The sequence below is a fragment of the Arthrobacter sp. TJ-217 genome (genome assembly GCF_058269255.1).
This window is the reverse complement of the sequence record NZ_JBZCNJ010000001.1, coordinates 545,497-569,320: the sequence shown is the minus strand read 5'-3', so window position 1 is coordinate 569,320 and position 23,824 is coordinate 545,497. Positions and strand designations below refer to the sequence as shown.

23 protein-coding genes are annotated in these 23,824 nt (G+C 68.9%); 16 read left to right on the top strand and 7 right to left on the bottom strand.

All coding sequences use genetic code 11. The annotated features are described in order from the left end of the window. Nucleotides 1-32 precede the first annotated feature (32 nt). A complete protein-coding gene (locus tag AC4D2R_RS02830; protein WP_490937259.1) occupies nt 33-908 on the bottom strand; it encodes an aminodeoxychorismate lyase in 876 nt (291 codons plus the stop codon). A gap of 46 nt (nt 909-954) precedes the next feature. Beyond that, nucleotides 955-2,028, bottom strand: coding sequence for a LacI family DNA-binding transcriptional regulator (locus tag AC4D2R_RS02825; RefSeq protein WP_490937257.1), 1,074 nt, complete (start codon nt 2,026-2,028; stop codon nt 955-957). A gap of 181 nt (nt 2,029-2,209) precedes the next feature. On the opposite strand from AC4D2R_RS02825, the gene AC4D2R_RS02820 reads away from it, so the two are divergent. From AC4D2R_RS02820 to AC4D2R_RS02790, 7 genes are read left to right on the top strand one after another with little or no spacing between them, the layout of a single operon-like run. Continuing rightward, nucleotides 2,210-3,298 (top strand): mandelate racemase/muconate lactonizing enzyme family protein, encoded by a 1,089-nt coding sequence (locus AC4D2R_RS02820; RefSeq protein ID WP_490937255.1) that lies wholly within the window; start codon nt 2,210-2,212, stop codon nt 3,296-3,298. Continuing rightward, on the top strand, nt 3,295-4,665 hold the full coding sequence (locus AC4D2R_RS02815; protein ID WP_490937253.1) for an MFS transporter: 1,371 nt from the start codon (nt 3,295-3,297) through the stop codon (nt 4,663-4,665). Before AC4D2R_RS02820 ends, AC4D2R_RS02815 begins: the two co-directional genes overlap by 4 nt. A 1-nt stretch (nt 4,666) precedes the next feature. Next, nucleotides 4,667-5,641 carry a C-terminal binding protein gene (locus AC4D2R_RS02810; RefSeq protein WP_490937251.1) on the top strand — a complete coding sequence of 325 codons (975 nt, stop codon included), beginning with the start codon at nt 4,667-4,669 and terminating at the stop codon, nt 5,639-5,641. After that, nucleotides 5,638-6,690, top strand: a complete 1,053-nt coding sequence (locus AC4D2R_RS02805; protein ID WP_490937249.1) for a zinc-dependent alcohol dehydrogenase — start codon at nt 5,638-5,640, stop codon at nt 6,688-6,690. The genes AC4D2R_RS02810 and AC4D2R_RS02805 overlap by 4 nt, the downstream gene beginning before the upstream one ends. Then, nucleotides 6,683-7,438: an SDR family oxidoreductase gene (locus AC4D2R_RS02800; RefSeq protein WP_490937247.1), complete on the top strand. Its 756-nt coding sequence runs from the start codon at nt 6,683-6,685 to the stop codon at nt 7,436-7,438. Before AC4D2R_RS02805 ends, AC4D2R_RS02800 begins: the two co-directional genes overlap by 8 nt. Further along, entirely contained in the window at nt 7,435-8,121 is a 687-nt protein-coding gene (locus tag AC4D2R_RS02795) for a bifunctional 4-hydroxy-2-oxoglutarate aldolase/2-dehydro-3-deoxy-phosphogluconate aldolase (RefSeq protein WP_490937245.1), read from the top strand. The genes AC4D2R_RS02800 and AC4D2R_RS02795 overlap by 4 nt, the downstream gene beginning before the upstream one ends. Then, on the top strand, nt 8,118-9,104 hold the full coding sequence (locus tag AC4D2R_RS02790; protein ID WP_490937243.1) for a sugar kinase: 987 nt from the start codon (nt 8,118-8,120) through the stop codon (nt 9,102-9,104). Before AC4D2R_RS02795 ends, AC4D2R_RS02790 begins: the two co-directional genes overlap by 4 nt. 43 nt (nt 9,105-9,147) lie before the next feature. Here AC4D2R_RS02790 and pabB read toward each other — a convergent pair whose 3' ends face one another. From pabB to AC4D2R_RS02770, 4 genes are read right to left on the bottom strand one after another with little or no spacing between them, the layout of a single operon-like run. Then, on the bottom strand, nt 9,148-11,235 hold the full coding sequence (gene pabB, locus AC4D2R_RS02785; protein WP_490937241.1) for an aminodeoxychorismate synthase component I: 2,088 nt from the start codon (nt 11,233-11,235) through the stop codon (nt 9,148-9,150). Nucleotides 11,236-11,280: 45 nt separating this feature from the next. Next, nucleotides 11,281-11,898, bottom strand: coding sequence for a LysE family transporter (locus AC4D2R_RS02780; protein WP_490937238.1), 618 nt, complete (start codon nt 11,896-11,898; stop codon nt 11,281-11,283). 58 nt (nt 11,899-11,956) lie between these two features. After that, a complete protein-coding gene (locus tag AC4D2R_RS02775) occupies nt 11,957-12,754 on the bottom strand; it encodes a methyltransferase domain-containing protein (protein WP_490937236.1) in 798 nt (265 codons plus the stop codon). Further along, on the bottom strand, nt 12,751-13,248 hold the full coding sequence (locus AC4D2R_RS02770; protein ID WP_490937234.1) for a MarR family winged helix-turn-helix transcriptional regulator: 498 nt from the start codon (nt 13,246-13,248) through the stop codon (nt 12,751-12,753). Before AC4D2R_RS02770 ends, AC4D2R_RS02775 begins: the two co-directional genes overlap by 4 nt. Before the next feature lie 100 nt (nt 13,249-13,348). Here AC4D2R_RS02770 and AC4D2R_RS02765 point away from each other — a divergent pair, with 100 nt between their 5' ends. From AC4D2R_RS02765 to AC4D2R_RS02730, 8 genes are all read left to right on the top strand, one after another. Beyond that, nucleotides 13,349-15,526 (top strand): MMPL family transporter, encoded by a 2,178-nt coding sequence (locus AC4D2R_RS02765; protein ID WP_490937232.1) that lies wholly within the window; start codon nt 13,349-13,351, stop codon nt 15,524-15,526. Between the two features lie 303 nt (nt 15,527-15,829). Continuing rightward, nucleotides 15,830-16,678, top strand: a complete 849-nt coding sequence (locus AC4D2R_RS02760; RefSeq protein ID WP_490937230.1) for an esterase/lipase family protein — start codon at nt 15,830-15,832, stop codon at nt 16,676-16,678. Between the two features lie 142 nt (nt 16,679-16,820). Then, nucleotides 16,821-18,698 (top strand): molecular chaperone DnaK, encoded by a 1,878-nt coding sequence (gene dnaK / locus AC4D2R_RS02755; RefSeq protein ID WP_490900648.1) that lies wholly within the window; start codon nt 16,821-16,823, stop codon nt 18,696-18,698. A 2-nt stretch (nt 18,699-18,700) separates the two neighbouring features. Continuing rightward, the gene (locus AC4D2R_RS02750; RefSeq protein ID WP_490937228.1) at nt 18,701-19,381 is read left to right on the top strand and encodes a nucleotide exchange factor GrpE; all 681 of its coding nucleotides are present in this window, start codon (nt 18,701-18,703) and stop codon (nt 19,379-19,381) included. A gap of 170 nt (nt 19,382-19,551) precedes the next feature. Next, nucleotides 19,552-20,535 carry a DnaJ C-terminal domain-containing protein gene (locus AC4D2R_RS02745; protein WP_490937226.1) on the top strand — a complete coding sequence of 328 codons (984 nt, stop codon included), beginning with the start codon at nt 19,552-19,554 and terminating at the stop codon, nt 20,533-20,535. 81 nt (nt 20,536-20,616) lie between these two features. Further along, nucleotides 20,617-21,018 (top strand): heat shock protein transcriptional repressor HspR, encoded by a 402-nt coding sequence (locus AC4D2R_RS02740; RefSeq protein WP_490900652.1) that lies wholly within the window; start codon nt 20,617-20,619, stop codon nt 21,016-21,018. A gap of 123 nt (nt 21,019-21,141) precedes the next feature. Continuing rightward, nucleotides 21,142-21,708 (top strand): hypothetical protein, encoded by a 567-nt coding sequence (locus tag AC4D2R_RS02735; RefSeq protein ID WP_490937223.1) that lies wholly within the window; start codon nt 21,142-21,144, stop codon nt 21,706-21,708. A 35-nt stretch (nt 21,709-21,743) separates the two neighbouring features. Beyond that, nucleotides 21,744-22,445, top strand: a complete 702-nt coding sequence (locus AC4D2R_RS02730) for a PspA/IM30 family protein (protein WP_490937221.1) — start codon at nt 21,744-21,746, stop codon at nt 22,443-22,445. Here AC4D2R_RS02730 and AC4D2R_RS02725 read toward each other — a convergent pair. Then, nucleotides 22,417-22,986, bottom strand: coding sequence for a DUF5655 domain-containing protein (locus tag AC4D2R_RS02725; RefSeq protein WP_490937219.1), 570 nt, complete (start codon nt 22,984-22,986; stop codon nt 22,417-22,419). The two genes, AC4D2R_RS02730 and AC4D2R_RS02725, sit on opposite strands and share 29 nt — an antisense overlap. Before the next feature lie 75 nt (nt 22,987-23,061). On the opposite strand from AC4D2R_RS02725, the gene AC4D2R_RS02720 reads away from it, so the two are divergent. Beyond that, entirely contained in the window at nt 23,062-23,745 is a 684-nt protein-coding gene (locus AC4D2R_RS02720; RefSeq protein ID WP_490900659.1) for an SDR family NAD(P)-dependent oxidoreductase, read from the top strand. Nucleotides 23,746-23,824 lie beyond the last annotated feature (79 nt).

The window sequence follows — 23,824 nt, the reverse complement described above, 5'->3', positions numbered from 1 at the left end:
AAGCCGGGCCGGGACAAAATGAGCCGGTCAGCTCAGAGGAACCGGTCCACGAGCGCCGACAGCTCTTCGGTCAGCTCCGGAGCCACGGGGATCGGTGTTCCGTCGATCGCGGTCACCGGTGCCAGCAGGCGGATGCTCGAAATCAGCCACACGGCGTCGGCGTCAAGGAGGTCCTTGGGCTCCAGGGGGCCGTACCCCAGCTGCCAGTCGGCTTCGGCGGCGGCGCGGAACAGGGCGCCCTGCGAGGTTCCGGGCAGGATGCCGCTCTCCAGCTGCGGGGTGATGAGCGTCTTGACGCCGTCCCGGCGCCGGGCGATCAGCACGGTCGAGGTCGGGCCCTCAAGGACCTTGCCGTCGGAGGAGGTGAAGATGACGTCGTTGGCGCCGTGTTCCTTCGCGTACCGGATGGCGGCCATGTTCACCGCGTAGGAGAGGGTCTTCGCGCCAAGCAGCAGCCACGGCGCGCGCTGGGCGACAGTGCTGTCGTACCCGCGCTCGAGCAGCAGCACCGCCACGCCGGTCTCGCGCTGCTTCCTGGTGGCCGGCGGGACGGCGGAGACCTGCACCCACGCCGTCGGTCCGCGGCCCTCCACGCCGCGCGTTGCGACAAGCTTCACGACAACCTCGGCGTCCTCCGGGGATGCCGCCGCATATTCGGCAAGCCCGGTGCGCATGGCCCTGCTCCAGGCCTCGGCGGCGGGAATCCTGAGGGCCAGGGCCGACGCCGACGACGCCAGCCGCTCAAGGTGGGCCTGTTCCTTCCGCGGCGTGCCGCCGACGGCGAGGAGGGACTCGAAAATGCCGTCGCCGCGCGTCGCGCCCTGGTCGGTCGCCATGAGCTGGGGTTGGGACGCATCGACGACGCGGCCGTGCTCGAATGCCGGATCGAGGAACACCAGTACAGTCATGACGCCAGCATAACGGGCGCCCCAGAGGCGGCCCGGAGGGTGCCGCCTAGGAGGGAACACCTCCGCGGCCGCCGCGGGGATGCGGCGGCGGAGGACCGGTTGACTGCCGCACGACCACCTCGGGCCCGCCCGGAACCATGACGTCTTCGGGAGGGGCGCCTTCGAGCTGGGCGCAGAGAGCGTCGACGGCCGCCTGCCCCAGCTCCATCAGCGGCATGGCGATGGCGGTCAGGGGAGGGTGGAGGAAACCGGCAAGCGGGAGGTCGTCATAGGAGATGACCGAAATGTCCTCGGGAACGCTCAGCCCCGCGTCGTGGACGGCGGAAAGGACACCGATCGCCTGGTTCAGCGTGCTCGCGTAGATCGCGGTCATCTCCGGATGATCCAGCAGCAGCCGGGTGGCGGCCGCGAAGCCCCCCTGCTCGTTGAACTCACCCGGCTCGATGAACGGCTCGGGTATTCCGGCCCTCCGTGCGGCCCCAAGCAGGCCGGACCGCCGGCTGATGGTCGGCGTGAGGTCCTCGGGGCCCGAAACGTGCCCGATCTGCCGGTGCCCCAGCGCGAGCAGGTGGTCGAGGGCGGCGCGGCTGGCCGCCTCGATGTTCAGCGAAATGTTGCGGCCCGACCCGGAGACGACGCGGTTCACGAAGACATGCGGGATCTGGGAATCGGGAAGCATGCCCAGCAGCGGGTGATCGGAGCGCGCCGAGGCGATCAGGAGGCCGTCGACGCGGTGGCTCGCCACGAGGTCGGCGAACTGCCGGTCGACGCCGAAGTCGGCGGCATCCTCGGCGAGCAGCATCGCGAAGCCGCGGGCCCGTGCCTGCTGGACCGCGCCGCGGGTAATGCGGGAGTAGACCGGGTTCGTGAGGTCGGGGATGAGCAGGGCGAGGGCCCGCGTGCTGGCCCCGGCCAGGGCGCGGGCACCGGTGTGCGGCTGGTATTCGAGGTCCCGGACCGCCTCGAGGATCCGCACGCGTGTCTCCTCGCGGATGGAGAGGGTGCCGTCGTTGTTGAGGACCCGGGAGACGACGGACTTGGTGACGCCGGCGTGGTTGGCCACGTCGATGAGCCGTGACCTCTGCTTTGGCCTGACCGGTGTATCGGAGGAATCGCGCACTGAACCTCCCTTTAGACCCATGCGGCACTCTGATTGTGTCACAGCAGACAGTGTGATGTTGACCTCACTCTGGATTCACCGTAGGGTGGACGCCGCCGGAGAAAACCGGTTTTCTACAGTGCCGGACCGGCCCTTAGGGACGGCCGACCCATCAGCGGTAACCATGCCCAAAGGAGTGACAATGGCCAAAATCGAAACGATGCGGACGGACCTTTACCGGATCCCCCTGCAGCAGACGCTGACCGACAGCATGCACGGGGTCATGCTTGACTTCGAACTCATCACCGTCCGGGTGACCGACAGCGACGGTGCCGTTGGCCTTGGCTACACCTACACGGTCAACCACGGCGGCGCCGCCGTGGCCGTCATGATCGAGCGCTACCTGGCGCCCCTTCTGCAGGGCCAGGACGCCGACCGCATCGAATCCATCTGGCAGCAGTCATGGTGGGCAATGCACTACGCGGGCCGAGGCGGGCATGTCACCTCCGCCATCTCGGCGATCGATATCGCGCTGTGGGACCTCAAGGGCAAGAAGGCCAACGAACCGCTGTGGCGCCTGTTCGGCGGGTTCGACCCGAAGGTGCCCGTCTATGCCGGTGGGATCGACCTGCAGCTGCCGATCGAGGAACTGCTGGCCCAGGCCGACGGCTACCAGCAGCAGGGCTTCCGTGCCATCAAGATGAAGGTCGGGCGCCCCCACCTGCGCGAGGACGTTGCCCGCGTGGCACGCATGCGCGGGCACCTCGGCGAGGACTTCCCGTTGATGGTTGATGCGAACATGAAGTGGAGCGTCGATGAGTCGATCCGCGCCGCCCATGCCCTTGCCGAGTTCAACCTGGTGTGGATCGAGGAGCCCACGATCCCCGACGACATCGCCGGATACGTCCGCATTGTCCGCGAGGGGCGCCAGCCGATCGCCGGAGGCGAGAACCTCCACACCCTCTACGAATTCCAGCAGGCCATCTCCGCAGGAGCCATCACCTTCCCGGAACCCGATGTCAGCAACTGCGGCGGCTACACCACCTTCCGGAAGATCAGCGCCCTCGCCGAGGCACACAACCTTCCCGTGACCTCCCACGGCGTGCACGACCTCACGGTGCATGCCCTTGCGGCGGCACCCAACCGCACCTACATGGAAGCCCACGGGTTCGGCCTTGACTCCTACCTCGCCGCGCCCCTGCGCATCGAGGACGGCTTCGCCGTCGCCCCGGAGCTCCCCGGCCACGGCGTCGAGCTTGATTTCGCCGCACTCGAAGGGGTGCGTTCATGACGGCTTCGGAAGTCCTCGCCCGCGAACCCGCCCGCGAGCCCGTCCGACCCCGCCGGTTCCAACGGCCCGCCCCCGGCATGCGCTGGCGGATCATGGGCTCGAATGCGACAGTCCTTTTGCTCAACTACGGAGACCGCGCGGCGCTCGGTGTTGCGGCGCCGCTGATCATCTCCGAGTTCGGGTTCAGCACCAGCACCATGGGGCTGATCCTCGGCGCCTTCGCCTTCACCTACGCGCCCGCCTGCTTCGCCGGGGGCGCGCTCGCCGACAAGTACGGCTCGCGGAAGGTAATGGCCATCGCGGCCCTGTGGTGGTCGATCGCCACGGCGCTCGCCGCCTTCTGCTTCAACTTCGCCACCTTCTTCCTCCAGCGCCTGCTCTTCGGGCTCGGTGAGGGGCCGCAGGGCGCCACGACGGCGCGCACCATGGGCAACTGGTTCCCCCGCCGCGAATATGCGACGGCCATGGGCCTGACCTTCGCCGCCAACCCGCTTGGCGCAGCCCTTGGCGTGCCGGTCGTGTCCGCCCTGCTGATCTGGTCGAACAACAACTGGCGGGTACCCTTCCTCGTGCTCGGCGGCATCGGCATTGTCATCGCCGCCGGCTGGTACTGGGTGGTCCGTGACAAGCCGGAGCAGCACCCCCGCATCACCGCCGAGGAGCTCGCTCTCATCTCCTCGGACCGGACGCCGGTGGACGAGGCTTCCACCGAGGAGGTCCCCAAGCTCTCCTTCTACCTGCGCCAGCCCGCCGTCATCGCCAACGCGCTCGCGTTCTTCGGGTTCAGCTGGATGCTGTTCATGTTCCTGTCCTGGTACCCGACCTACCTTGTCCAGACCCAGGGCATCGACCTCAAGGAGCTCGCCTGGGCCGGATCCCTTCCCTGGGTGGCCGGTGCCATCGGAACGGCGCTCGGCGGGGTGCTCTCCGACCGGCTCGCCAGCAAGGCCGCCGTGCCGCTGACCGTGCGCAAATGGGCAACCGCGCTGTTCCTGGCGGTCAGCGGCGCCCTGTGCATCCCGCTGGCGACTGTGAATTCGCTGGCCTTCGCCGTGAGCCTGTTCGCCGTCGTCCTGTTCCTGCTCTACCTGGCCAATGTGCAGTTCTTCGCAATCGTCCGCGATGCGGTGCACCCTGCCCGCCTCGGCGGGGTCACGGGCTTCGTTCACTTCTGCGCCAACATGGCGGGTGTAATTGCCCCCATCGTCACCGGATTCCTCATCGAGGACCTCGGGTCCTGGACCGGGGCCTTCACCCTCGCCGCGGCCCTCGCTATCATCGGCGCGATCGCCTTGGTTATTGTCAAGGCACCCCCGGCGTTCGTTCCCGGCGCTCAAGCACAAGCATCACCGGCTTTGGAGGGATGAAATGTCAGACCAGTTGAAAATCATCATCACCGACTGCGACCACGATTCAATCGCCATCGAGGAGGAGCTCGCCCGCAGCCGCGGCGCCGACCTCAAGCTTGCCTCCTGCCGCACCGAAGAAGACGTCATCGCTGCTGCCGCGGGCGCCGACGGGATCCTCGTCCAGTACGCCCCCATCACCGCCCGGGTGCTCGACGCCCTCCCGGGGCTCAAGGCCATCGGGCGCTATGGGGTGGGCGTTGACACCGTCGACGTCGAGGCCGCCACCGCCCGCGGCGTCGCCGTGTGCAACGTTCCCGACTACGGAACCGAAGACGTCAGCGACCACGCGATTGCACTGGCCCTGACCCTGGCGCGGGGAGTCGCGCAGCTGGACCGCCGGATGCGCGCCGGAGAGCACAGCCTGGCCCCGGTCCAGCCGCTGCACCGGACCGCGACCCGGGTCTTCGGCATCGTGGGCCTCGGGCTGATCGGGTCGGCAACGGCCCGCAAGGCCCGCGGCATCGGGTACACGGTGATCGGCTATGAACCGCGCCTCCGCCCGGGATCTCTCACCCAGGACGGCGTCGAAGTCGTCGGGTTCGAGGACCTCCTCGCCCGCGCCGACGTCGTCTCCCTCCATGTGCCGCTGACCGCCGAAACGCACCACCTGATCGACGCCGGCACCGTGTCGGCCATGAAACCCGGCGCGGTGCTGGTCAACACGTGCCGGGGCGGGGTCGTGGACACCGAGGCGGTCGTTGCCGCCCTCGAGTCGGGGCAGCTCTCCGGGGCCGGCCTCGACGTCTTCGAACAGGAGCCGCTGCCGGCGGATCACCCCCTCCTGCGGCTCGAGAACGCGGTGCTGACCCCCCACGCCGCCTGGTACAGCGAGGAATCCTACGGAGAATTGAAAAGCAGGACCCTTCAGAACGTGCTCGACGTCTGCTCCGGAACCGTCCCCCGCAACATCCTCAACCCGAAAGTCCTTTCATGACCACCTCCAGTTCGACAATGAAGGCCGCCGTCCTCACCGCGCCGGACACCGTCGCGATGCAGCAGGTTCCCCTGCCCGAGGTGCCCGAAGGCTGGGCGCTGATCAAGGTCGAGTACACGGGCCTGTGCGGCACCGACTTCTCCATCTACCACGGCACCCACCCGCGGGCCCAGACGCCGCTGATCATGGGCCATGAGATCACCGGAACGGTCGCCGTCGCCGCACCGGGAGGCCCGGCCGAGGGAACCCGGGTGGTCGTGGAGCCGCTGATCACCTGCGGCACCTGCGGTCCCTGCTCCGACGGAAACACCCACGTATGCCAGAACCTGAACCTCTACGGCATCGACGCGCCGGGCTCGCTCGCGGAATACGTCGCCCTTCCGGCACACGCACTCCTTCCCGTCGATCCCGGTGTTCCCGCACGGCAGGCGGCCCTTGCGGAGCCCCTGGCCGTTGCGGTCCACGCCGTCTCCCGTTCCGGGCTGTCCGGCGGGGAGCGGGTCGCCGTCTTCGGGGCTGGCCCCATCGGGCTGTTCACCGCCCTTGTCGCCCGGGAAGCCGGCGCCGGCGAGGTGTTCCTGATTGAACCCAGCGAGCACCGCCGCGAGGCGGCCGAACGGTTCGGCTTTCCGGTCGTCGCCCCGGGTGACAACCCGGTGGACACGGTGCGCTCCAGAACCGGCAACGCCGGGGCCGACATCGTTTTCGACTCCGCAGCCCATCCCAGCGTCGCCGCCGCCCTGTCCGGGGCAGCACGGGTGCAGGGAACCATCGTGCTCGTCGGAGTCTACAAGGAACCGGCGAAGCTCGACCTGCAGGGCATCACCTTCGCCGAGCAAAGGCTTCTCGGGGTGCGCGTCTATACCCGCCAGGACATGGAACGGGCTGTCGCGCTTATTGAAACCGACGTGCTGCAGCTGAGCCGGGTACCGGTCGAGGTCTTCCCGCTCGAGAAGGTGCCCGAGGCCTTCACGAAGGCCATGTCGGCCAGCGGTGTCCTGAAGGTCCTCGTCGGTTCGGCGGAAGAGAGCGGGGCGGCTCATGTCTAACCCCTTCGACCTCGCCGGACGCACCGCCGCCATCACCGGCGCCTCCCGCGGCATCGGCCAGGCCACGGCCCGGGCCCTGCTCGAGGCGGGAGCCGACGTCATCGCACTCCAGCGCAGCGCACTCTCCGCCGAGCTTGAGGAGACCGCCGGACGGCTGGGCCGCAGCATCCGTCACATCCCGGTGGACCTGACGAGCGAGGACTCAATCGCTGAAGCGATCACCGCGGCACTGGCCGCCTCCGAGGTGCACATCCTCGTCAACAACGCCGGGACGCAGATCCGGCACGACGCCGTGGAGTTCCCGCTGGCGGACTTCGACACCGTGATGCAGGTCAACACCCGCGCCGTCTTCCAGCTGTGCCAGGGCTTCGGCGCCCCCATGCTGGAGCGCGGCGAGGGGAAGATCGTGAACCTCGCCTCGATGCTCACCTTCCAGGGCGGGTTCCGGGTGCCGGCGTACGCTGCGTCGAAGGGCGCGGTCGGGCAGCTGACCAAGGCGCTGAGCAATGAATGGGCGGTCCGGGGAGTCAACGTCAACGCGGTGGCCCCCGGCTACTTCGCCACCGACATGAATGAGGCCCTCCTGGCCGACGGGAACCGCTCGGCGCAGATCCTCGAGCGCATCCCCGCAGGACGCTGGGGGAAGCCGGACGACCTGACAGGAGGAGTCGTGTTCCTTGCCTCGCGGGCCGCCGACTACATCCACGGCACAATCCTTCCCATCGACGGCGGGTGGCTGGGCCGATGACTGCTCCCTCTTCCGTTCCGCGTCCTCCGGCCGGGCCGGCCCTGCTCCGGAACCCCGTGATCGCGGTGCTTCGGGCGGGCCATGCCGACCAGTACGCCCCAGTGATCGAATCGCTCCTCGCCGGAGGGGTCACCTCGATCGAGCTCACGCTCAGCACCCCCGGCGCGCTCGAGGAGCTTCCACGGCTCGTCGAACGCTTCGGGACCGCTGCCGACATCGGCATCGGCACCGTCACCGGAGTCCAGCAGGCGCAGCAGGCCATCGACGCCGGAGCGGCCTACATCGTCACCCCGGTGATGGACCTTCCCACAGTGCGCCTGTGCGTGGAGCGGGGCGTCCCGGTCTACCCCGGGGGCCTGACGCCCACCGAACTGCTGGCTGGGTGGAATGCCGGGGCCACGGCGGTCAAGCTGTTCCCCGCGTCCACCGTTGGAGCCGGGTACATCGGGCAGCTGCGCGGGCCCTTCCCGGACATCGAGGTCATTCCCAGCGGTGGCGTCGGCATCGCCGATGTGCCCCGCTGGATTGAAGCCGGTGCGCTGGCCGTCAGCCTGGGCGGCCCGCTCCTGCAGGACGCCTTCGCCGGAGGAAGCCCGGCGGGACTGATCCAGCGGGCCCGGGAAGTCTCCGAGCTGGTGGCCCGGTCGCGGCAGCCGGCCGCAGCCGGGGGAGCAGGGAAATGACAGGGGCCTCGGGACCGGGCATGCCGGGCGCCGCGGGACGGGCCGGCGTCATCACCTTCGGCGAAACCATGGCGCTCATGCGGGCGCAGACGCCGGGGCCGCTTGCCCACGCCTCCGAACTCGGCCTGGGCATCGGCGGCGCCGAAAGCAATGTCGCGATCGCCCTGGCCCGGCTCGGCACCCCTGTGGCGTGGTTCGGCCGGGTGGGTGCGGACAGCCTGGGCGACCTCGTGGCCCGCGAACTGCGCGCTGAAGGACTCGCTGTGCGTGCCATCCGGGACCCGGGGGCGCCAACGGGGCTCATGATCAAGGAACGGCGCACCCAGCACACCCAGAAGGTCTGGTACTACCGCGCAGGCAGCGCCGGATCGCGACTGGCGCCCGACGACGTGCCCGTCGACGAAATCGGTGCCGCCCGTCTCCTCCACATCACCGGCATCACCCCGGCGCTCTCGGGGACTGCCGCAGACGCCGTCGACCTCGCCGTTCAGGCAGCGCGCGCGGCGGGCACCCTCGTCTCCTTCGACGTTAACTACCGCGGGGCGCTGTGGAGTGCCGACGCCGCCTCCCCCGTGCTCCGGCGCCTTGCGGCCCGGGCCGACATCCTCTTCGCCGGCGACGACGAGGCGGCACTGCTCGTGGGCCAGGCGGACGGCCCGAAGGAACTCGCGGAACGGCTCGCCGGGCTGGGGCCGTCGCAGGTCGTCGTAAAACTTGGGGCCCGCGGGTGTGCGGCCCTGGTGGACGGGGCGTACTTCGAGCAGGCAGCGATTCCCGTTCAGGCGCTCGACACGGTTGGTGCCGGTGACGCGTTCGTGGCCGGTTACCTCGCCGAACGGCTGCAGGGGCTCGCGACGGAAGCGTGCCTGCTGACGGCCGTGCGCACCGGAGCCTTTGCGTGCCTCGTTCCCGGTGACTGGGAGGGAATGCCGAAGCGCAGCGAACTCGGGCTGCTCGAGGCAGCGGATCCGGTCTCGCGCTGAGCGGGCTGCTGCCCGTGTCCGACGGCGCCGCTGCGCGCGGGCCTCAGCCGGGGAACACGGCACCCAGAGCCGAAAGGACGCCGTAGGCCTTGGTCCGCACTTCCTCCCACTCCTCGGCCGGCACCGAATCGGCGGTGATCGCACCGCCCACCCCCAGCGAGAGGCGAGCCCCGCGGCCGTCATCCTCGATGACGAGCGTGCGGATGACGACGGCGAGGTCCGCCGCGCCGCTCAGCGAGAAGTACCCTGCTGCGCCCGAGTAGGCGCCCCGCGGTCCCTGCTCCAGCCGGTCGAGCAATTCCATTGTGCTGATCTTCGGGGCGCCGGTCATCGATCCGGCCGGAAAGGCCGAGGAAACCGCCTCAGCGCGGGACGAGCCCGGGCGCAGCCGGGCATCGATGGTGCTGACCATCTGGTGCACAGTGGCGTAGGTTTCGATGGCGCACAGCCGGCTGACCGTCACCGAACCGGGCACCGCGAAGTGGGAAAGGTCGTTGCGCAGCAGGTCAACGATCATGATGTTCTCAGCGCGGTCCTTCAGCGACGTGGCCAGGTCCCGCTTCAGGGCATCGTCCTCTTCCGGGTCGGCCGAGCGGCGGCGGGTCCCCTTGATCGGCTCGGCACGCAGCGAACCGTCGGCGCCGAGCTTCAGGAAGCGTTCCGGGGAGGTGCTGGCAAGCGCGAGCCCCGGGAACCGGAGGAAGTGCGCAAACGGTGCCGGATTGGCGGCGCGCAGTGCGAGGTAGAGCTGAAGCGGATCGACCGGAGTCTCAAGCCGGGCGGCGAGTTCAGTGGTGAGGCACACCTCGTAGGTGTTTCCCTCGGCGATTTCGGCCTGGGCCTTCCCGATTTTCGCGAGGTAGCCGGAACGGTCATCGCGGGAGGTGAAGACCGGAGGGTGCGGAACACCCGGGTCCTGCGTGGGCGCGGCCGTGGGGATGGCTGGACCGGCGGCTTCGGCAGTGGAAGCGGCGAGCACTGCGGCCCGGGCCGCCTCGAGCCAACGGCCCCGCTCGGGGTCGGCCGAGCCGTCGCCGAGGGTCAGCAGGAACGCGCAGCGGTCCCGGTGGTCGATCACGACGGCGCGCCCGGCGAAGATCAGCGCCGCGTCGGGGAGCGCGGTGGCAGGCAGCGAGGCGCCGCCGGTTTCCCGCTTCAGTTCGTAGCCGAGGTACCCCAGCCAGCCGAGGGTGAACCCGCACTCGTAACCGCCAGGGGCACCAAAGCTGCCGCGCCCCCAGACGCCGTCGAGCCACCGGAAGAATGGTCCCGCGATGCGCGCGGTGACGGCGCCGGCGGTGACTTCGGTGAGGCCCGCGCGGTGGCGGACGGACTGGCCGAACATCCCGCCGTCGTCAGCCATCACGGTAAAGCGGCTGCGCTCTGGCGGGGGAGAACCGGCAGCACCGGCGTCAGAGCTGTCGAGCCACACGGCGGACGGCGATCGGCCGTACAGCGCGGCGAAAAGAGCCGGGGTGTTGGGTTCGTGTCCGATCCGTTCGGCCGAGACGGTCAGCCCGCGGCGTCCTGCCCGCTCGGGCGACATCGCCGCCGACCAGCGGGGCAGCCCGGACAGGGCCAGCCGCGCCTGGGGCGGGGTGGTGGTCCCCCGGTGGCCCTGGACCACGAGGTCGGCGTTGACGGCGGGGGCGTCCTGCCCAAGCCAGGCCAGTTCCTGCTCGGCCCAGTGCTGCCAGTACGGCGCGAAGGTGTCGCCGTCTCGGGTGAGTGCGCTGGTGCGGCGGACGTCGTCGGGCGCCTCCACCCAGAGCGCGGCGTCGAGGTAGGGGCGGGCCGCCGCGCAGGAGGCCCCGACCCCCTCGACGATCACGATTTCGGCCGGCTCGGTGTGCCGCAGCAGGCCGTCTGTGCCGTTTTCCCAGTCCCAGGCGTGCCAGGACGCGGATTCGCCGCCGGCAAGGGGACGCAGGACCGTCTCGACATAACGGGTGAGGCCTTCTGCCAGTCCGTCCCAGCCGGGGTAGATGTCCTCGAGGTGGAACAGGCTCACCCGGTGGTGCTCGCGCAGCAGCGCCGCGAGTTCAACGGCCAGGGTGGTCTTGCCCGCTCCGGAGCGGCCGTCAACGGCGAGGATCAGCGGGACGTCCGCGCCGCCGGCCCGTGCTGCCACCGCTAGGATCCCTTCACATGGTTCACCGGGCTGGAAAGGGCGGGATCAGGCGAGGGCAAGCAGGACCCCCACTGCGACGAACAGCGACCCGAAGACGCGGTTGAGGATCCGCTGACCGCGCTGGTCGCGGGTGAAGCGCTGGAACGAGCGGGCGGTTGCGGCATAGAAGAACCACATCACGAGGACGTCGATGGCGATCACCGTACCCGCCAGCACCCCGTACTGTCCCAGCAGGGGTTCGTCGGGGCGGATGAACTGCGGAATGAACGCCAGGAAAAACACGACGGCCTTCGGGTTGAGCAGGTTCACCCACAGCCCGCGGCGGAACATGGACAGCGGGCCTTCGCGGCGGCGGGCTTCGGAGGCCTCCTCCAGATCCGGTGCCTGAAGGAATTTTCGCACCCCAAGGTAGACGAGGTAGGCGGCTCCCGAGTAGCGGATCACGTTGAAGGCGACCGGCGAACTCGTAACGAGCAGCCCGACTCCGGCTGCCACAACGGCGATGTGGATCAGGAGCGCCGCCTGCTGGCCGGCGATGCCCCAGATTGCCCGCCGGAAGCCGACGGTGAGCGCGTTGCTCATGGTGTTCACCGCGCCGGCGCCGGGGGTGAAGCTGATGAGGGTGCCGGCACCCAGAAGCGCAAGCCAGACCGAGGGGTTCACCTGTTCATAGTAAATCGTCCCGCCCGGGGCGCCCTACCGGAGCCCCGGGACCACGGACCTAGGACCGGGCGATGATTTCCGTGCTGGGGATCAGGAACGTGCCGGCCGGCTCCTGCGCCCAGGCGAGCCACCCGGCGGAGATGCGCTCGAGCGCGGCCTTGTCGGCGAGCCCGCGTTCGAGGGCCTGTTCCGCGAAGGCGGAGTGGAGCACCCGTTCCGCCCACGACTGCGCGTGCCACTGCCGCCGCTCCTCGCTGGCGTAGAGCCAGTTCGAGGAGGAGATCTCCACCTTCTCAAAGCCCGCGTCCTGGGCCCAGCCGAGCAGGCGGCGCCCGGCGTCGGGCTCGGCGCCGTTGCCGCGCGCAATGGCCTGGTACAGCGCCATCCACTCGTCGAGTTCGGGCAGCTGGGGGTACCAGGTCATGGCGTGGAAGTCGGCGTCGCGCACCGCGACAAGCCCGCCCGGGCGGGCGACACGGCGCATCTCGCGCAGCGCGGCAACCGGGTCGACGAGGTGGTGGAGCACCTGGTGGGCGTGCACCAGGTCGAAGGTTTCGTCGGGAAAGTCGAGGTCGTAGACGTTTCCGGTCTGGAAGCGGACATTGGCAAGCGAGGCGTGGAGCTCGGCGGCTTCAGCCACCACATCGGGGGAGCGGTCGAGGCCGGTCACCGTTCCGGGGCTGACGGCCCGCGCCAGGTCCGCGGTGATGCTTCCCGGACCGCAGCCGACGTCGAGGACGTCCATGCCCGGCCGCAGGTGCGGGATCAGGTAGGCGCCGGAGTCCGCAAGGGTGCGGGTCGCATGAGCCTGGGTGACGCTTGGATGATGGCCGTGGGAGTACACCTCGCTGTTCATGGTCTGAGGTTAGACCCCGGAGGGGAAACGGTCAGCCTCCCCGCGTCATTCTTCGCAGCAATGGTTGCGGCGGTGACACTTTCCATCATCGTCTTCAGCAGGGCGAGCTCGTCGTCGGTGTACCGGGCAAGGGCGTCGGAGATGTGCTGGGCGAGGGGGGCGAAGAGCCGGTTCCCGGCAGCATGCGCCTTCTCCGTCATCTGGAGGTGCACCTGCCGGCGGTCGACGTCGCTGCGCGTGCGGGTGACGTGGCCTGCCGAGGTGAGCCGGTCGATCAGGGCCGTGGTGGCGGGGGAGCTGAGGTTGAGTTCCTCCCGCAGCATGCTGGGGGTGACGACCGTTCCCGACCTCGCGGCACCGACCATGACGCCCAGCGCGTGAAGGTCAGTCGGGTGCAGGGCGTCCTTGGTGCTGACGACGTCGACGTAGCGTTCCGTCTCGGCGGTGAACTGCTGCAGGAGCGCCAGCAGGTCCGCCCGGTTGTCATTGACCACTGTTTACACCTCGTTTCATTTTCTACTCTAGGCGCCCTGCCAATTTATCTCCATCATGGATATACTCGGCAATAGAGATAATCCTTCGAGAGGCCCCACAATGAAAAGTATCTGGCTGCGCGTCCTGCTTCCCGCCGTCATCGTCCTGATCTGGCTGGCCGGTGCCGCCGTCGGCGGGCCAACCTTCGGGCGCCTCGAGGAGGTGTCGAGCAACGACCAGGCGGCCTTCCTCCCCGCCAGCGCCGAATCAACGGCGGCCGGCGAGTTCGAGGAACAGTTCCGCAGCTCCGATGCGGTGCCGGCCGTGATCGTCGCCGAATCGACGAGCGACATTCCGCCCCGGGACCTCGGCGCCTACGCCGAGGTGGCGGGTCGGCTGGCGGAGGTCGAGGGGCTTGAGGCCCCCGCCGGAGGAGGCCCCGCCGTCGTGGGTCCCATCCCCTCGGAGGATCTCAGGGCCGTGCAGTACATAGCGTTCGTCTCGGCCGACGCCGAGCTGGGCGAGGTCGTCGCCGAGCTTCGCGGAGTGCTTAACGAAGAACTGCCGGACGGCGCCACCGGGTATGTGACAGGACCTGCCGGATTCACCGCCGACCTGGTCAGCGCGTTCGGGGGCATCGACGGGATCCTGCTGGCCGTGGCACTCGGCTGCGTGTTCGTCATCCTGCTCGCCGTCTACCGTTCCGTGGTGCTGCCGTTCCTCGTGCTCCTGACCTCCGTCTTCGCACTGTCCACCTCGATCCTGGTGGTGTTCGCCTTCGCCAAGTGGGACTGGATCCAGCTCAGCGGCCAGAGCCAGGGCATCCTCTCAATCCTGGTGATCGGCGCCGCAACCGACTACGCGCTCCTGCTGGTGGCCCGTTTCCGGGAAAGCCTGGGCGAGGTGCAGTCGCCCTGGGAGGCGATGAAGATGGCCTACCGGGGATCGGTTGCAGCCATCGCGGCGTCGGGGGCGACCGTCATCCTGGGGCTGCTGTGCCTGCTCTTCTCCGACCTCAACTCCAACCGCAGCCTTGGACCCATTGCCGCAATCGGGATCGTCTTTTCCGTTGCTGCGGCGCTGAGCCTGCTCCCGGCGCTGCTGCTGCTCTTCGGCCGCGCCGCCTTCTGGCCGCTTCGCCCGAAGGTCGGCGCGCAGCGCGGCGGACCCGCCGACGGCGGACCCGCAGGCACCGAAGGCCTGCGCGGACTGTGGAAGCGGGTCGCCGTCCTGGTCGCCCGCCGGTACCGCGCCGTCTGGATCGGATCGCTCCTCGTGCTGGGCGCCGGGGCACTGGGGCTGACCCAACTGCAGGCAAGCGGAGTACCCCAGTCCGAACTCATCCTGACCTCCTCCAACGCCGTCGACGGGCAGGAGGCCCTCGGGCGCCACTTCGACGCCGGCTCCGGCAGCCCCATCGCTGTCGTCGTCCCCGAAGAGGATCAGGACCTCGTCCTTGACATCGTTCAGAACCAGCCCGGCATCTCCGAGGCCGCGCTCACCACCGACGCCTCGGGCGTGACCGAGGTGAACGACGGGCGGGTGCTGATCAACGGCACCCTCGAATACCAGGCCGACTCCGAAGACGCCGAAAACGTTGTGCGCGACCTCCGCACGGCGCTGGAGGGCGAAAGCCCCGATTCGCTCGTCGGGGGCGTCACGGCGATTGCCGTCGACACCAACGACACGGCGCTCGCCGACCTCGGCAAGATCATCCCCATCGTCCTGGCCGTCATCCTTGTGGTCCTGATGCTCCTGCTGCGCGCAGTCGTTGCCCCGGTGCTGCTCATCCTCAGCGTCGTGCTCTCCTACGCGACGGCCCTCGGCGTGTCCGCGCTGGTGTTCAACAACCTGCTCGGGTTCGAGGGCGCCGACGCGTCGGTGCCGCTGTTCGGTTTCGTGTTCCTCGTGGCGCTGGGCGTTGACTACAACATCTTCCTCATGACCCGGGTTCGGGAGGAGTCCCTGCGGCTGGGAACCCGCCCCGGCATCCTGCGCGGGCTGGGCGTGACCGGCGGGGTCATCACCTCGGCCGGGGTGGTGCTGGCGGCGACCTTCGCAGCCCTTGGCGTCATTCCGATCCTGTTCCTCGCCCAGATTGCCTTCATCGTGGCGTTCGGGGTGCTGCTTGACACGGTGCTGGTGCGCTCACTGCTCGTGCCGGCGCTCGCCTACGATCTCGACCGGCGCATCTGGTGGCCGTCCGCGCTCGGCAGGGGACAGGTGCCGGCGCACCGGGCGGCGGAGCCCGACGCCGAGGAGCACGAGCACCGGGCGGTGGCGGCCCACCGCGGCTAGGGTCTGCGGGCCGGCCACACGGCGGGTCGGCCCGCCACTGGCGCCCGGGGGCCGCAGGTGATGGGTGGGCATATCCGGACATGCCCACCCATCGGGGCCGGCCGGTGGGCAGGGGCAACCCGGAGGGGGCGGCTGTGAGGCCATGCCGCGGTCTCCTGACCCTCCGCGTCCGACACTGCTGCCCGTGCACATTTTCCCAACCCCGTTGCCGTGAGTAACGTTGCCATGAGTAATAAGGGCCCTTAGCGTTGACGGGGTCCAAAGCCCTTCCGGGCCCGTGCTGATACGAAGAGGTCTCAGACAATGTCCTTCCGCATCCGAACCGTCCTCGCGACCGTAGCCCTTGCCGCCGCAAGCATCGTCGGAGGAGCCCCTGCCTCGGCCGACACCCTCGACATCGCCCCGCCCGGCGCCAACGACTGGTCCTGCAAGCCCAGTGCCAAGCATCCGCGGCCCGTGGTGCTGGTCCCCGGCACCTTCGAGAGCATGGCCAAGAACTGGTCGACGCTATCTCCGCGCCTCGCGGCACAGGGGTACTGCGTCTTCGCCCTCAACTACGGCACCACCAACGGCGTGGACGCGACCGGGCCCATCGCCGATTCGGCAGGCGAGCTCGCCTCCTTCATCGACGGAGTGCTGGGTGCCACGGGGGCCCAGAAGGTGGACATCGTCGGCCACAGCCAGGGCGGCATGATGCCGCGGTACTACCTCGGCTTCCTCGGCGGAGCGAAGAAGGTGAACCACCTCGTGGGCATCGCGCCGTCCAACCACGGCACCGAAGGCGTTCTAGCGCCGACGCCGGACCAGGTTCCCCTGGGCACCGGCGATTCGGGTTTCCTCTGCCAGGCGTGTGCCGACCAGGAGGCGGGGTCGGCGTTCCTCGCGAAGCTCAACTCGATCGGTGACACGGTGAACGGCCCGTCCTACACGGTGCTCTCGACAAGGTACGACGAGGTGGTCACCCCCTATACGAGCCAGTTCCTGAGCGGGCCGGCCCGGCAGGTCACGAACATCACCCTCCAGGACAAGTGCCCGCTCGATCCGATCGAGCACGACCAGGCCCCGAACGATCCGGTGGTCCACCAGCTGGTCAGCCACGCGCTCGCCTCGAAGGGTCCGGCAAGCCCCCTGTACCAGCCGGAATGTTTGTGACCATTACGGAGTTGAGTAATACAGACTCAACTTTGGTTTGACTCCCTGCCAGCACGGAGTACAGTTGAGTGCAGAACGCTCAATCTACGCGCCCGGCGGTTGAGCGGCCAGCAAATTCCCGGGCTGTCGAAAGGAAACTTGCATGTCACGTGCAGTAGGCATTGACCTCGGAACCACCAACTCAGTTGTTTCAGTCCTCGAAGGCGGCGAGCCCACCGTCATTGCCAACGCCGAAGGCGCGCGCACCACGCCGTCGATCGTTGCGTTCTCCAAGGCAGGCGAGGTGCTGGTCGGCGAGATCGCCAAGCGCCAGGCCGTCAACAACATCGACCGCACCATCGCGTCGGTCAAGCGCCACATGGGCACCGACTGGTCCATCCCCGTCGACGACAAGAAGTACACCGCCCAGGAGATCTCGGCCCGCATCCTTCAGAAGCTGAAGACCGACGCCGAGTCCTACCTCGGGGAAAAGGTGACCGACGCCGTCATCACCGTTCCCGCGTACTTCAACGACGCCGAGCGCCAGGCCACCAAGGAGGCCGGCGAGATCGCGGGCCTGAAGGTGCTGCGCATCGTCAACGAGCCCACCGCCGCCGCACTCGCCTACGGCCTCGACAAGGGCAAGGAAGACGAGCTCATCCTCGTGTTCGACCTCGGCGGCGGAACCTTCGACGTCTCCCTGCTCGAAGTCGGCAAGGACGAGGACCAGTTCTCCACCATCCAGGTCCGCTCCACCGCAGGCGACAACCGCCTCGGCGGCGACGACTGGGATCAGCGCGTCGTCGACTTCCTCCTGGCCCAGGCCAAGGCCAAGGGCGCCGACCTGTCCAAGGACAAGATCGCCCTGCAGCGCCTCAAGGAAGCTGCCGAGCAGGCCAAGAAGGAACTGTCTTCGGCCACCTCGACCAACATCTCCCTGCAGTACCTCTCCGTCACCCCCGAGGGCCCCGTGCACCTCGACGAGCACCTCTCCCGCGCCAAGTTCCAGGACCTCACCAAGGACCTGCTGGACCGCACGAAGAAGCCGTTCCACGACGTGATCTCCGAGGCCGGCATCAAGGTCTCCGACATCAACCACATCATCCTGGTCGGCGGCTCCACCCGCATGCCCGCGGTCTCCGAACTGGTCAAGGAACTCGCCGGCGGCAAGGAGCCCAACAAGGGCGTCAACCCCGATGAGGTCGTCGCGGTCGGTGCCGCACTCCAGGCCGGTGTGCTGAAGGGCGAGCGCAAGGACGTCCTGCTCATCGACGTCACCCCGCTCTCCCTCGGCATCGAGACCAAGGGCGGCATGATGACAAAGCTCATCGAGCGCAACACCGCCATCCCGACCAAGCGGTCCGAGACCTTCACCACGGCTGACGACAACCAGCCGTCCGTGGCGATCCAGGTCTTCCAGGGCGAGCGCGAGTTCACCCGCGACAACAAGCCGCTGGGCACCTTCGAGCTGACCGGCATCGCGCCGGCCCCGCGCGGGGTCCCGCAGGTCGAGGTCACCTTCGACATCGACGCCAACGGCATCGTCCACGTGTCCGCCAAGGACAAGGGCACCGGCGCCGAGCAGTCGATGACCATCACCGGTGGATCGTCCCTCTCCAAGGAGGACATCGACCGCATGGTCCGCGAGGCCGAGGAGCACGCAGCCGAGGACAAGGCCCGCCGCGAGGCAGCCGACACCCGCAACGCCGCCGAGCAGCTCGCCTACTCCGTTGACAAGCTCATCTCCGATAACTCGGACAAGCTGCCCGAGGGGGTCAAGACCGAGGTCCAGGCCGACGTCGACGCCCTGAAGAAGGCGCTTGAAGGCCAGGACAACGACGACGAGGTGAAGTCCGCGTTCGAGAAGCTGCAGTCCTCCCAGACCAAGCTGGGCGAGGCAATCTACGCCCAGTCGCAGCAGGATGCGGGTTCGGCGGGCGCCGGTGCCTCGGCTGACGGCCAGACGCCGCCGGCCGGTGCCGACGACGACATTGTCGACGCCGAAGTTGTGGACGAAGACGACATCAACGAGAAGAAGTAACAATGCCGCACCACGGAAACGAAGAAGAGCACCAGTCAGAGCCAGTGAGCTTCCGCGACAAGCGGAAGATTGATCCTGAAACGGGCGCGGTCCGTGGGCAGCAGAACGACGCCGGCGACCCGGCACCGGCCGAGCCGGTGTCCGGGGACCCAGCCGGGGAGGAGGCGCCCCCGGCGCCTCCCGCCGCGGACACCGCCGACGGCGACGCGCTCGCCCAGGCCGAAGCCATCCTCAACGAGGCCGGCGAGGGCGAAGACGCGCCGGTGACGGAGGTCATCGCTGAACTGCGCAACGACCTGCTCCGGCTGCAGGCCGAGTACGTCAACTACCGGCGCCGCGTCGAGCGGGACCGCGATGTTGCGCGCGACCAGGCAGTCATCGGCGTCATCAACTCGCTGATGCCCGTCCTCGACGACATCGACGCCGCGCGCCAGCACGGCGACCTCGCCGACGGGCCGTTCGCGGCGATCGCGGGCAAGTTCGAGAACGCCCTCAAGGCGTACGAACTGACCCGGATCGACGAGACCGGTGTCGCGTTCGACCCGAACATCCACGAGGCGCTCATCCAGCAGCCGAGCCCGGAGGTGCAGGCCGACAGCGTCAGCCAGGTCCTCCGCGCCGGATACCGGAAGGGTGACCGGGTGCTTCGGGCGGCCCAAGTGATCGTCGCAGTACCGGAGTAATCTCCGTCAATGCTGGCCGGGTCCCCGGACGGCGGCAACGAAACTTCCCGCTCGCAGAGCTCGCAGGAAGTATTAAAGCCGCCTTCCCCGGGAACCCGGCCAGCGTCGGCAGTACCTCCGGCGGGTACTGTTCCCTACATCATTGAAGAAGCAGTGAAAGGAGACTCCAATTGGCTAGTCAGGATTGGGTCGATAAGGATTTTTACAAGATCCTCGGTGTCTCCAAGGACGCGACGGACGCCGATATCAAGAAGGCGTACCGCAAGCTTGCCCGCAAGCACCACCCGGACCGCAACGACGGCGATGCCGGATCCGAGCGGACCTTCAAGGACGTCTCCGAGGCATACTCCGTCCTTTCCGATCCTGAGGAACGCAAGCAGTACGATGCCATCCGCGCCATGGGCGGCGGAGCGCGCTTCACCGCCGGCGGGGCCGGCGGCGCCGGGGGAGGCGCCGGCGGCTTCGAGGACATCTTCGGCAACCTTTTCGGGCAGGGCGCAGGGTCCCGCCAGCGCACCGGAACCGGGTACGGCGACCTTCCGCCCGAGTTCGCCGACCTGTTCGGCGGGGGAGCCGGTGGCTTCGGCGGAGGGTTCTCGGCTCCTCCCCGGCGCGGCGCCGACCGCACCGCCAGCACCACCATCTCCTTCGCAGGCTCGATCAAGGGCACAACGATCGGCCTGCGCGAACCGTCCGGTGAAGTCATCGACGTGCGCATCCCGCCGGGGATCAAGGACGGGCAGAAGGTTCGCGTGCGCGGCAAGGGCCAGTCGGGCCCGGCAGGCAGCGGGGACCTGATGGTCACCGTCAACGTCAAGAGCCACCCGCTGTTCGAACGCGACGGCGACAACATCAAGGTCCACGTCCCGGTCACCTTCCCCGAAGCGGCGCTCGGCGCGCAGATCGAGGTTCCCACCATCTCCGGTGAGATGGTCAAGATGAAGGTTCCACCCGGAACGCCCTCGGGCCGGACCCTGCGGCTCAAGGGCCGCGGTGTTTCAACCTCGAAGACAACCGGCGACCTCCTTGTCACGATCGACGTCGTCGTCCCCCAGAACCTGTCGAAGGAAGCCGCGGCCGCCGTCGAGGCGTTCGCGGCCGCAACGGCCGATGCGAATCCCCGCGCCGGCCTCGCTGCCAAAGCGCAGCTCTAAGGGCAGCCCGCCTCCGGACGGGCTGCCCACCACCAACCGAAGAATTGCCATGAGGAGGCGACGCCCGCAATGGATGTGTCAATGCCGATCTACGTGATCTCGGTGGCCGCGGAGCTGGCCGACATGCACCCCCAAACCCTCCGCCAGTACGACCGGCTGGGCCTGGTGACGCCCAGCCGCGCTCCCGGCCGCGCCCGCCGGTATTCGATGAAGGATGTGAGCACCCTCCGGGAAATCCAGCGGCTCTCCCAGGAAGGGGTCTCCCTCGAGGGGATCCGGCGCATCCTCGACCTTGAAAACCAGGTTTCGGAACTCCAGCAGCGGGTCAAGGAACTCAGCGCCGAACTGCTGCAGCGCCGCGGCCAGCCCGACCCAAGCCGCGTCTTCGCCGCAGGGCTTGCCGGTGACGTCGTCACGCTCGCCCGCGGCCAGCGCCCGCGCGCCCGCAGCCAGGCGCTGATGGTCTGGCGGCCGCAGAGTTGAATCTTCCCGGCCGTCCTGGGCCGCCAGGGGCCCTGCGCAGAGAATGACGCTGGAAATTGGAGTGGCCGCAGGGCAGACTTGAGTAATGCCAGAACTCCGCGCACGAACGGGAATGCCGAGGAAATGATGGAAGAACTACTTCAACTCCTCCTTCTTGGCCTGGGTTTCCTGGCCTTCCTCACCATCGGCTCCGGTGTGACGCTGTGGCTGCTCGTCAGGCGCATCAAGCGTTCGGGCGTCGTGAAGCAGGCCGCCGAGCACGGAAGGCTCACCCTCCACAGCTATGCGGTGGACCCCATCACCCGTGAGCCGGCGCGCCTGATCCTCGAACTCCGCCGCTCGGTCCAGGCCACGCGGCGGGCGCTTGCCGAGGCAGTGCACCGCGGGCGGCCGGTGGGTGAGCTCCCCGGGGCGGCCCGGGAGCTGGAATGGGCGGCGCTGTCCCTTGAGGATCAGCTCAGGATTGCCGACCGGGAGCCGAACCGCGAACTCAAGCGCGAACTCTCGGCAGGGCTGGCAGGGCAGGCGCGCGCCCTCGAAAAACTGTCGGTGGACCTGCGCCGGTGCCTGCTGCAGACATCCTGGTCGCTCGACGGCGTACAGCTCCAGCGGGCCGACGTGCGGCTGCGCATGGAAATCAGCGCAATGCACTCGTGGATGAGTGCATACGGCGCCCGGCAGGCCTCGTGAGGCCGCGGAAACAGCGGCGCGGCTGAGGCTCCGGCATGTCGATTGGACGCCGCATCAAGCGCATTGTCCGCGCATCGAAAGCGTCGGCCCAGGACGCCGGCACCGACCCGATGCTCGCCGCCCAGCAGGTCCAGCAGGCGCAACAGCAGTCCCTGGAATCCGCGCGGCGGGCCGCGGCGGACCTTGCCGCCCACCGCCGGCGCCTTGAAATCATCACCCAGGACGCCGCGGCGAGGGTGCGTTACTTCGAAGCCCAGGCCGGAGCCGCCGTCGACCGCGGCGACGACGCCACAGCGCGGACGGCGATCCGTGAGGCAATGAACGCAGGCAAGCACCTGGCCACCGTGTCGGCGCAGTTTGAGGAAGCCGACGCCCAGGCCCGCAGGATCGCGGCGGACGTCGGCCGCCTTGAACGCCGGGTCTACGAAAACGCGCTCCAATACCAGGCCATCGCCGCGCAGCGCGCACGCGCCGAGGCGTCCCTCGGGGTGCAGGAGGCACTCAACGCCGCGTCGCGGCCGGTCCCCGGCGCGGAGCTTGCGGCCCGGGAAGCCGAGCGGGAGGCCCGCCGGCTCGCCGCCATTGCGGCAGCGCGGGAGGAACTGGCGTGGTCGGACTCAACATCCCTGCGCGTCGAGGAAGCGTTTGAGGAACTCGAGGCCGACACCGCGGCAGGTGAAGAGCTCGCCCGGCTCAAGGAACGACGCCCTAAAGGCTATCCTCCAGGGCAGCAGTAAGGGCCTCCATCGCCGCAGCGTCGACGTCGTCAACGCTGCGGAGGCGGATGCGCCACGCGAATGGATCGTTGGCCGGTGCGCGCACCGGCTCGACGCGCGCGTTGCCCGGCAGCGGAACGCGCAGGAGCACGTCCACCGCCGTCTTGGTGGCCGGGGTGACCTGCGCGAATTTGCGGCGGGCCGTCTGGAGCGAGACGTAGGTCTTGCGCATCTGGACCTCAACGCCCTCGGTTCCGAGCGCCCAGGCCAGGAGGATGTCGGCGATCGGCCGCAGTGCGGGCCGGTCGGCGTACTGCCCTTCGTAAAGCTCGTCAGCGGAGCGCATGAAGTACGCCGGGTAGCCGAACATGGCCCAGTCAACGCTCATCAGGCTGTACCCGGTGACATCCTGGCGTTTCAGCCAGGCCGCGAGCTCGGCACGGGATCCGATACCGGCCTCCCGGGCGGCGAGCACCCACTCGTCGACGCTGCGTCCCGTTGTGCGCTGGAGACGTTCGGCGTTCGTGTCAACCATCGCCTGCCAGGTCTTGATCTCGCTCATGGCCCACAGCCTAGCTGCCCACCGGGCGCCGGCCGGAACCCTGCGGGGTGAAGGGCCCGTTGGTACACTCGCACCATGACTGAGCTGAACGGGTCCCATTACCTCGTTGTCGGCGCCACCGGAGTGCTCGGTTCCGAGATCGCCAGGCGGCTGGCGGCGCGGGGCGCCCGGCTCACCCTCTCCGGGCGCTCGACGGCCAAGCTTGAGGCGCTCGCCGGGGAACTCGGTACGGCGGCGCTCGGCACCGTCGCGGCCGACCTCGGACGCATCGGTGCTCCCGCCGAGATCGCCGCCGCAGCGTACGGGCGCGAACTCAATGGGGTGGTGTTCGCTGCCGGCTCCGTTGCCTTCGGCCCCGCCGTCGAAGTTGATGACGAAACCCTCGATGAACTCATGCTTGCCAACCTGCTCGGCTACATGCGGCTGATGCGCGAGGTGGGCCCGAAGCTGGCGCAGGATTCGGTCGTCGTGCAGCTCAGCGCCGTCGTCGCCGAGAGCCCGACCCTTGGCATGGCCGCCTACTCGGCGACGAAGGCCGGGCTCAGCGCCTATGGCAAGTCGCTCGGACTTGAGCTGCGGCGGCAGGGGGTGCGGGTGCTCGACGTGCGGCCTCCCCACACCGAAACCGGACTCGCCGGACGGCCCCTTGCCGGCAGCGCGCCGCGGCTGCCGCGCGGCAAGGACCCGGGAGAAGTGGCCGAGCGGATCGTAATGGCCATTGTGGACGGGGAGAAGGACCTGCCGTCGTCGGCGTTCTGACGGACACGATCCCGCGCGCCACGGTGCTCGACACCGTGCTCCACACGGTCGTGGGGCGCCGCGGTTGCGGGCTCCGCAG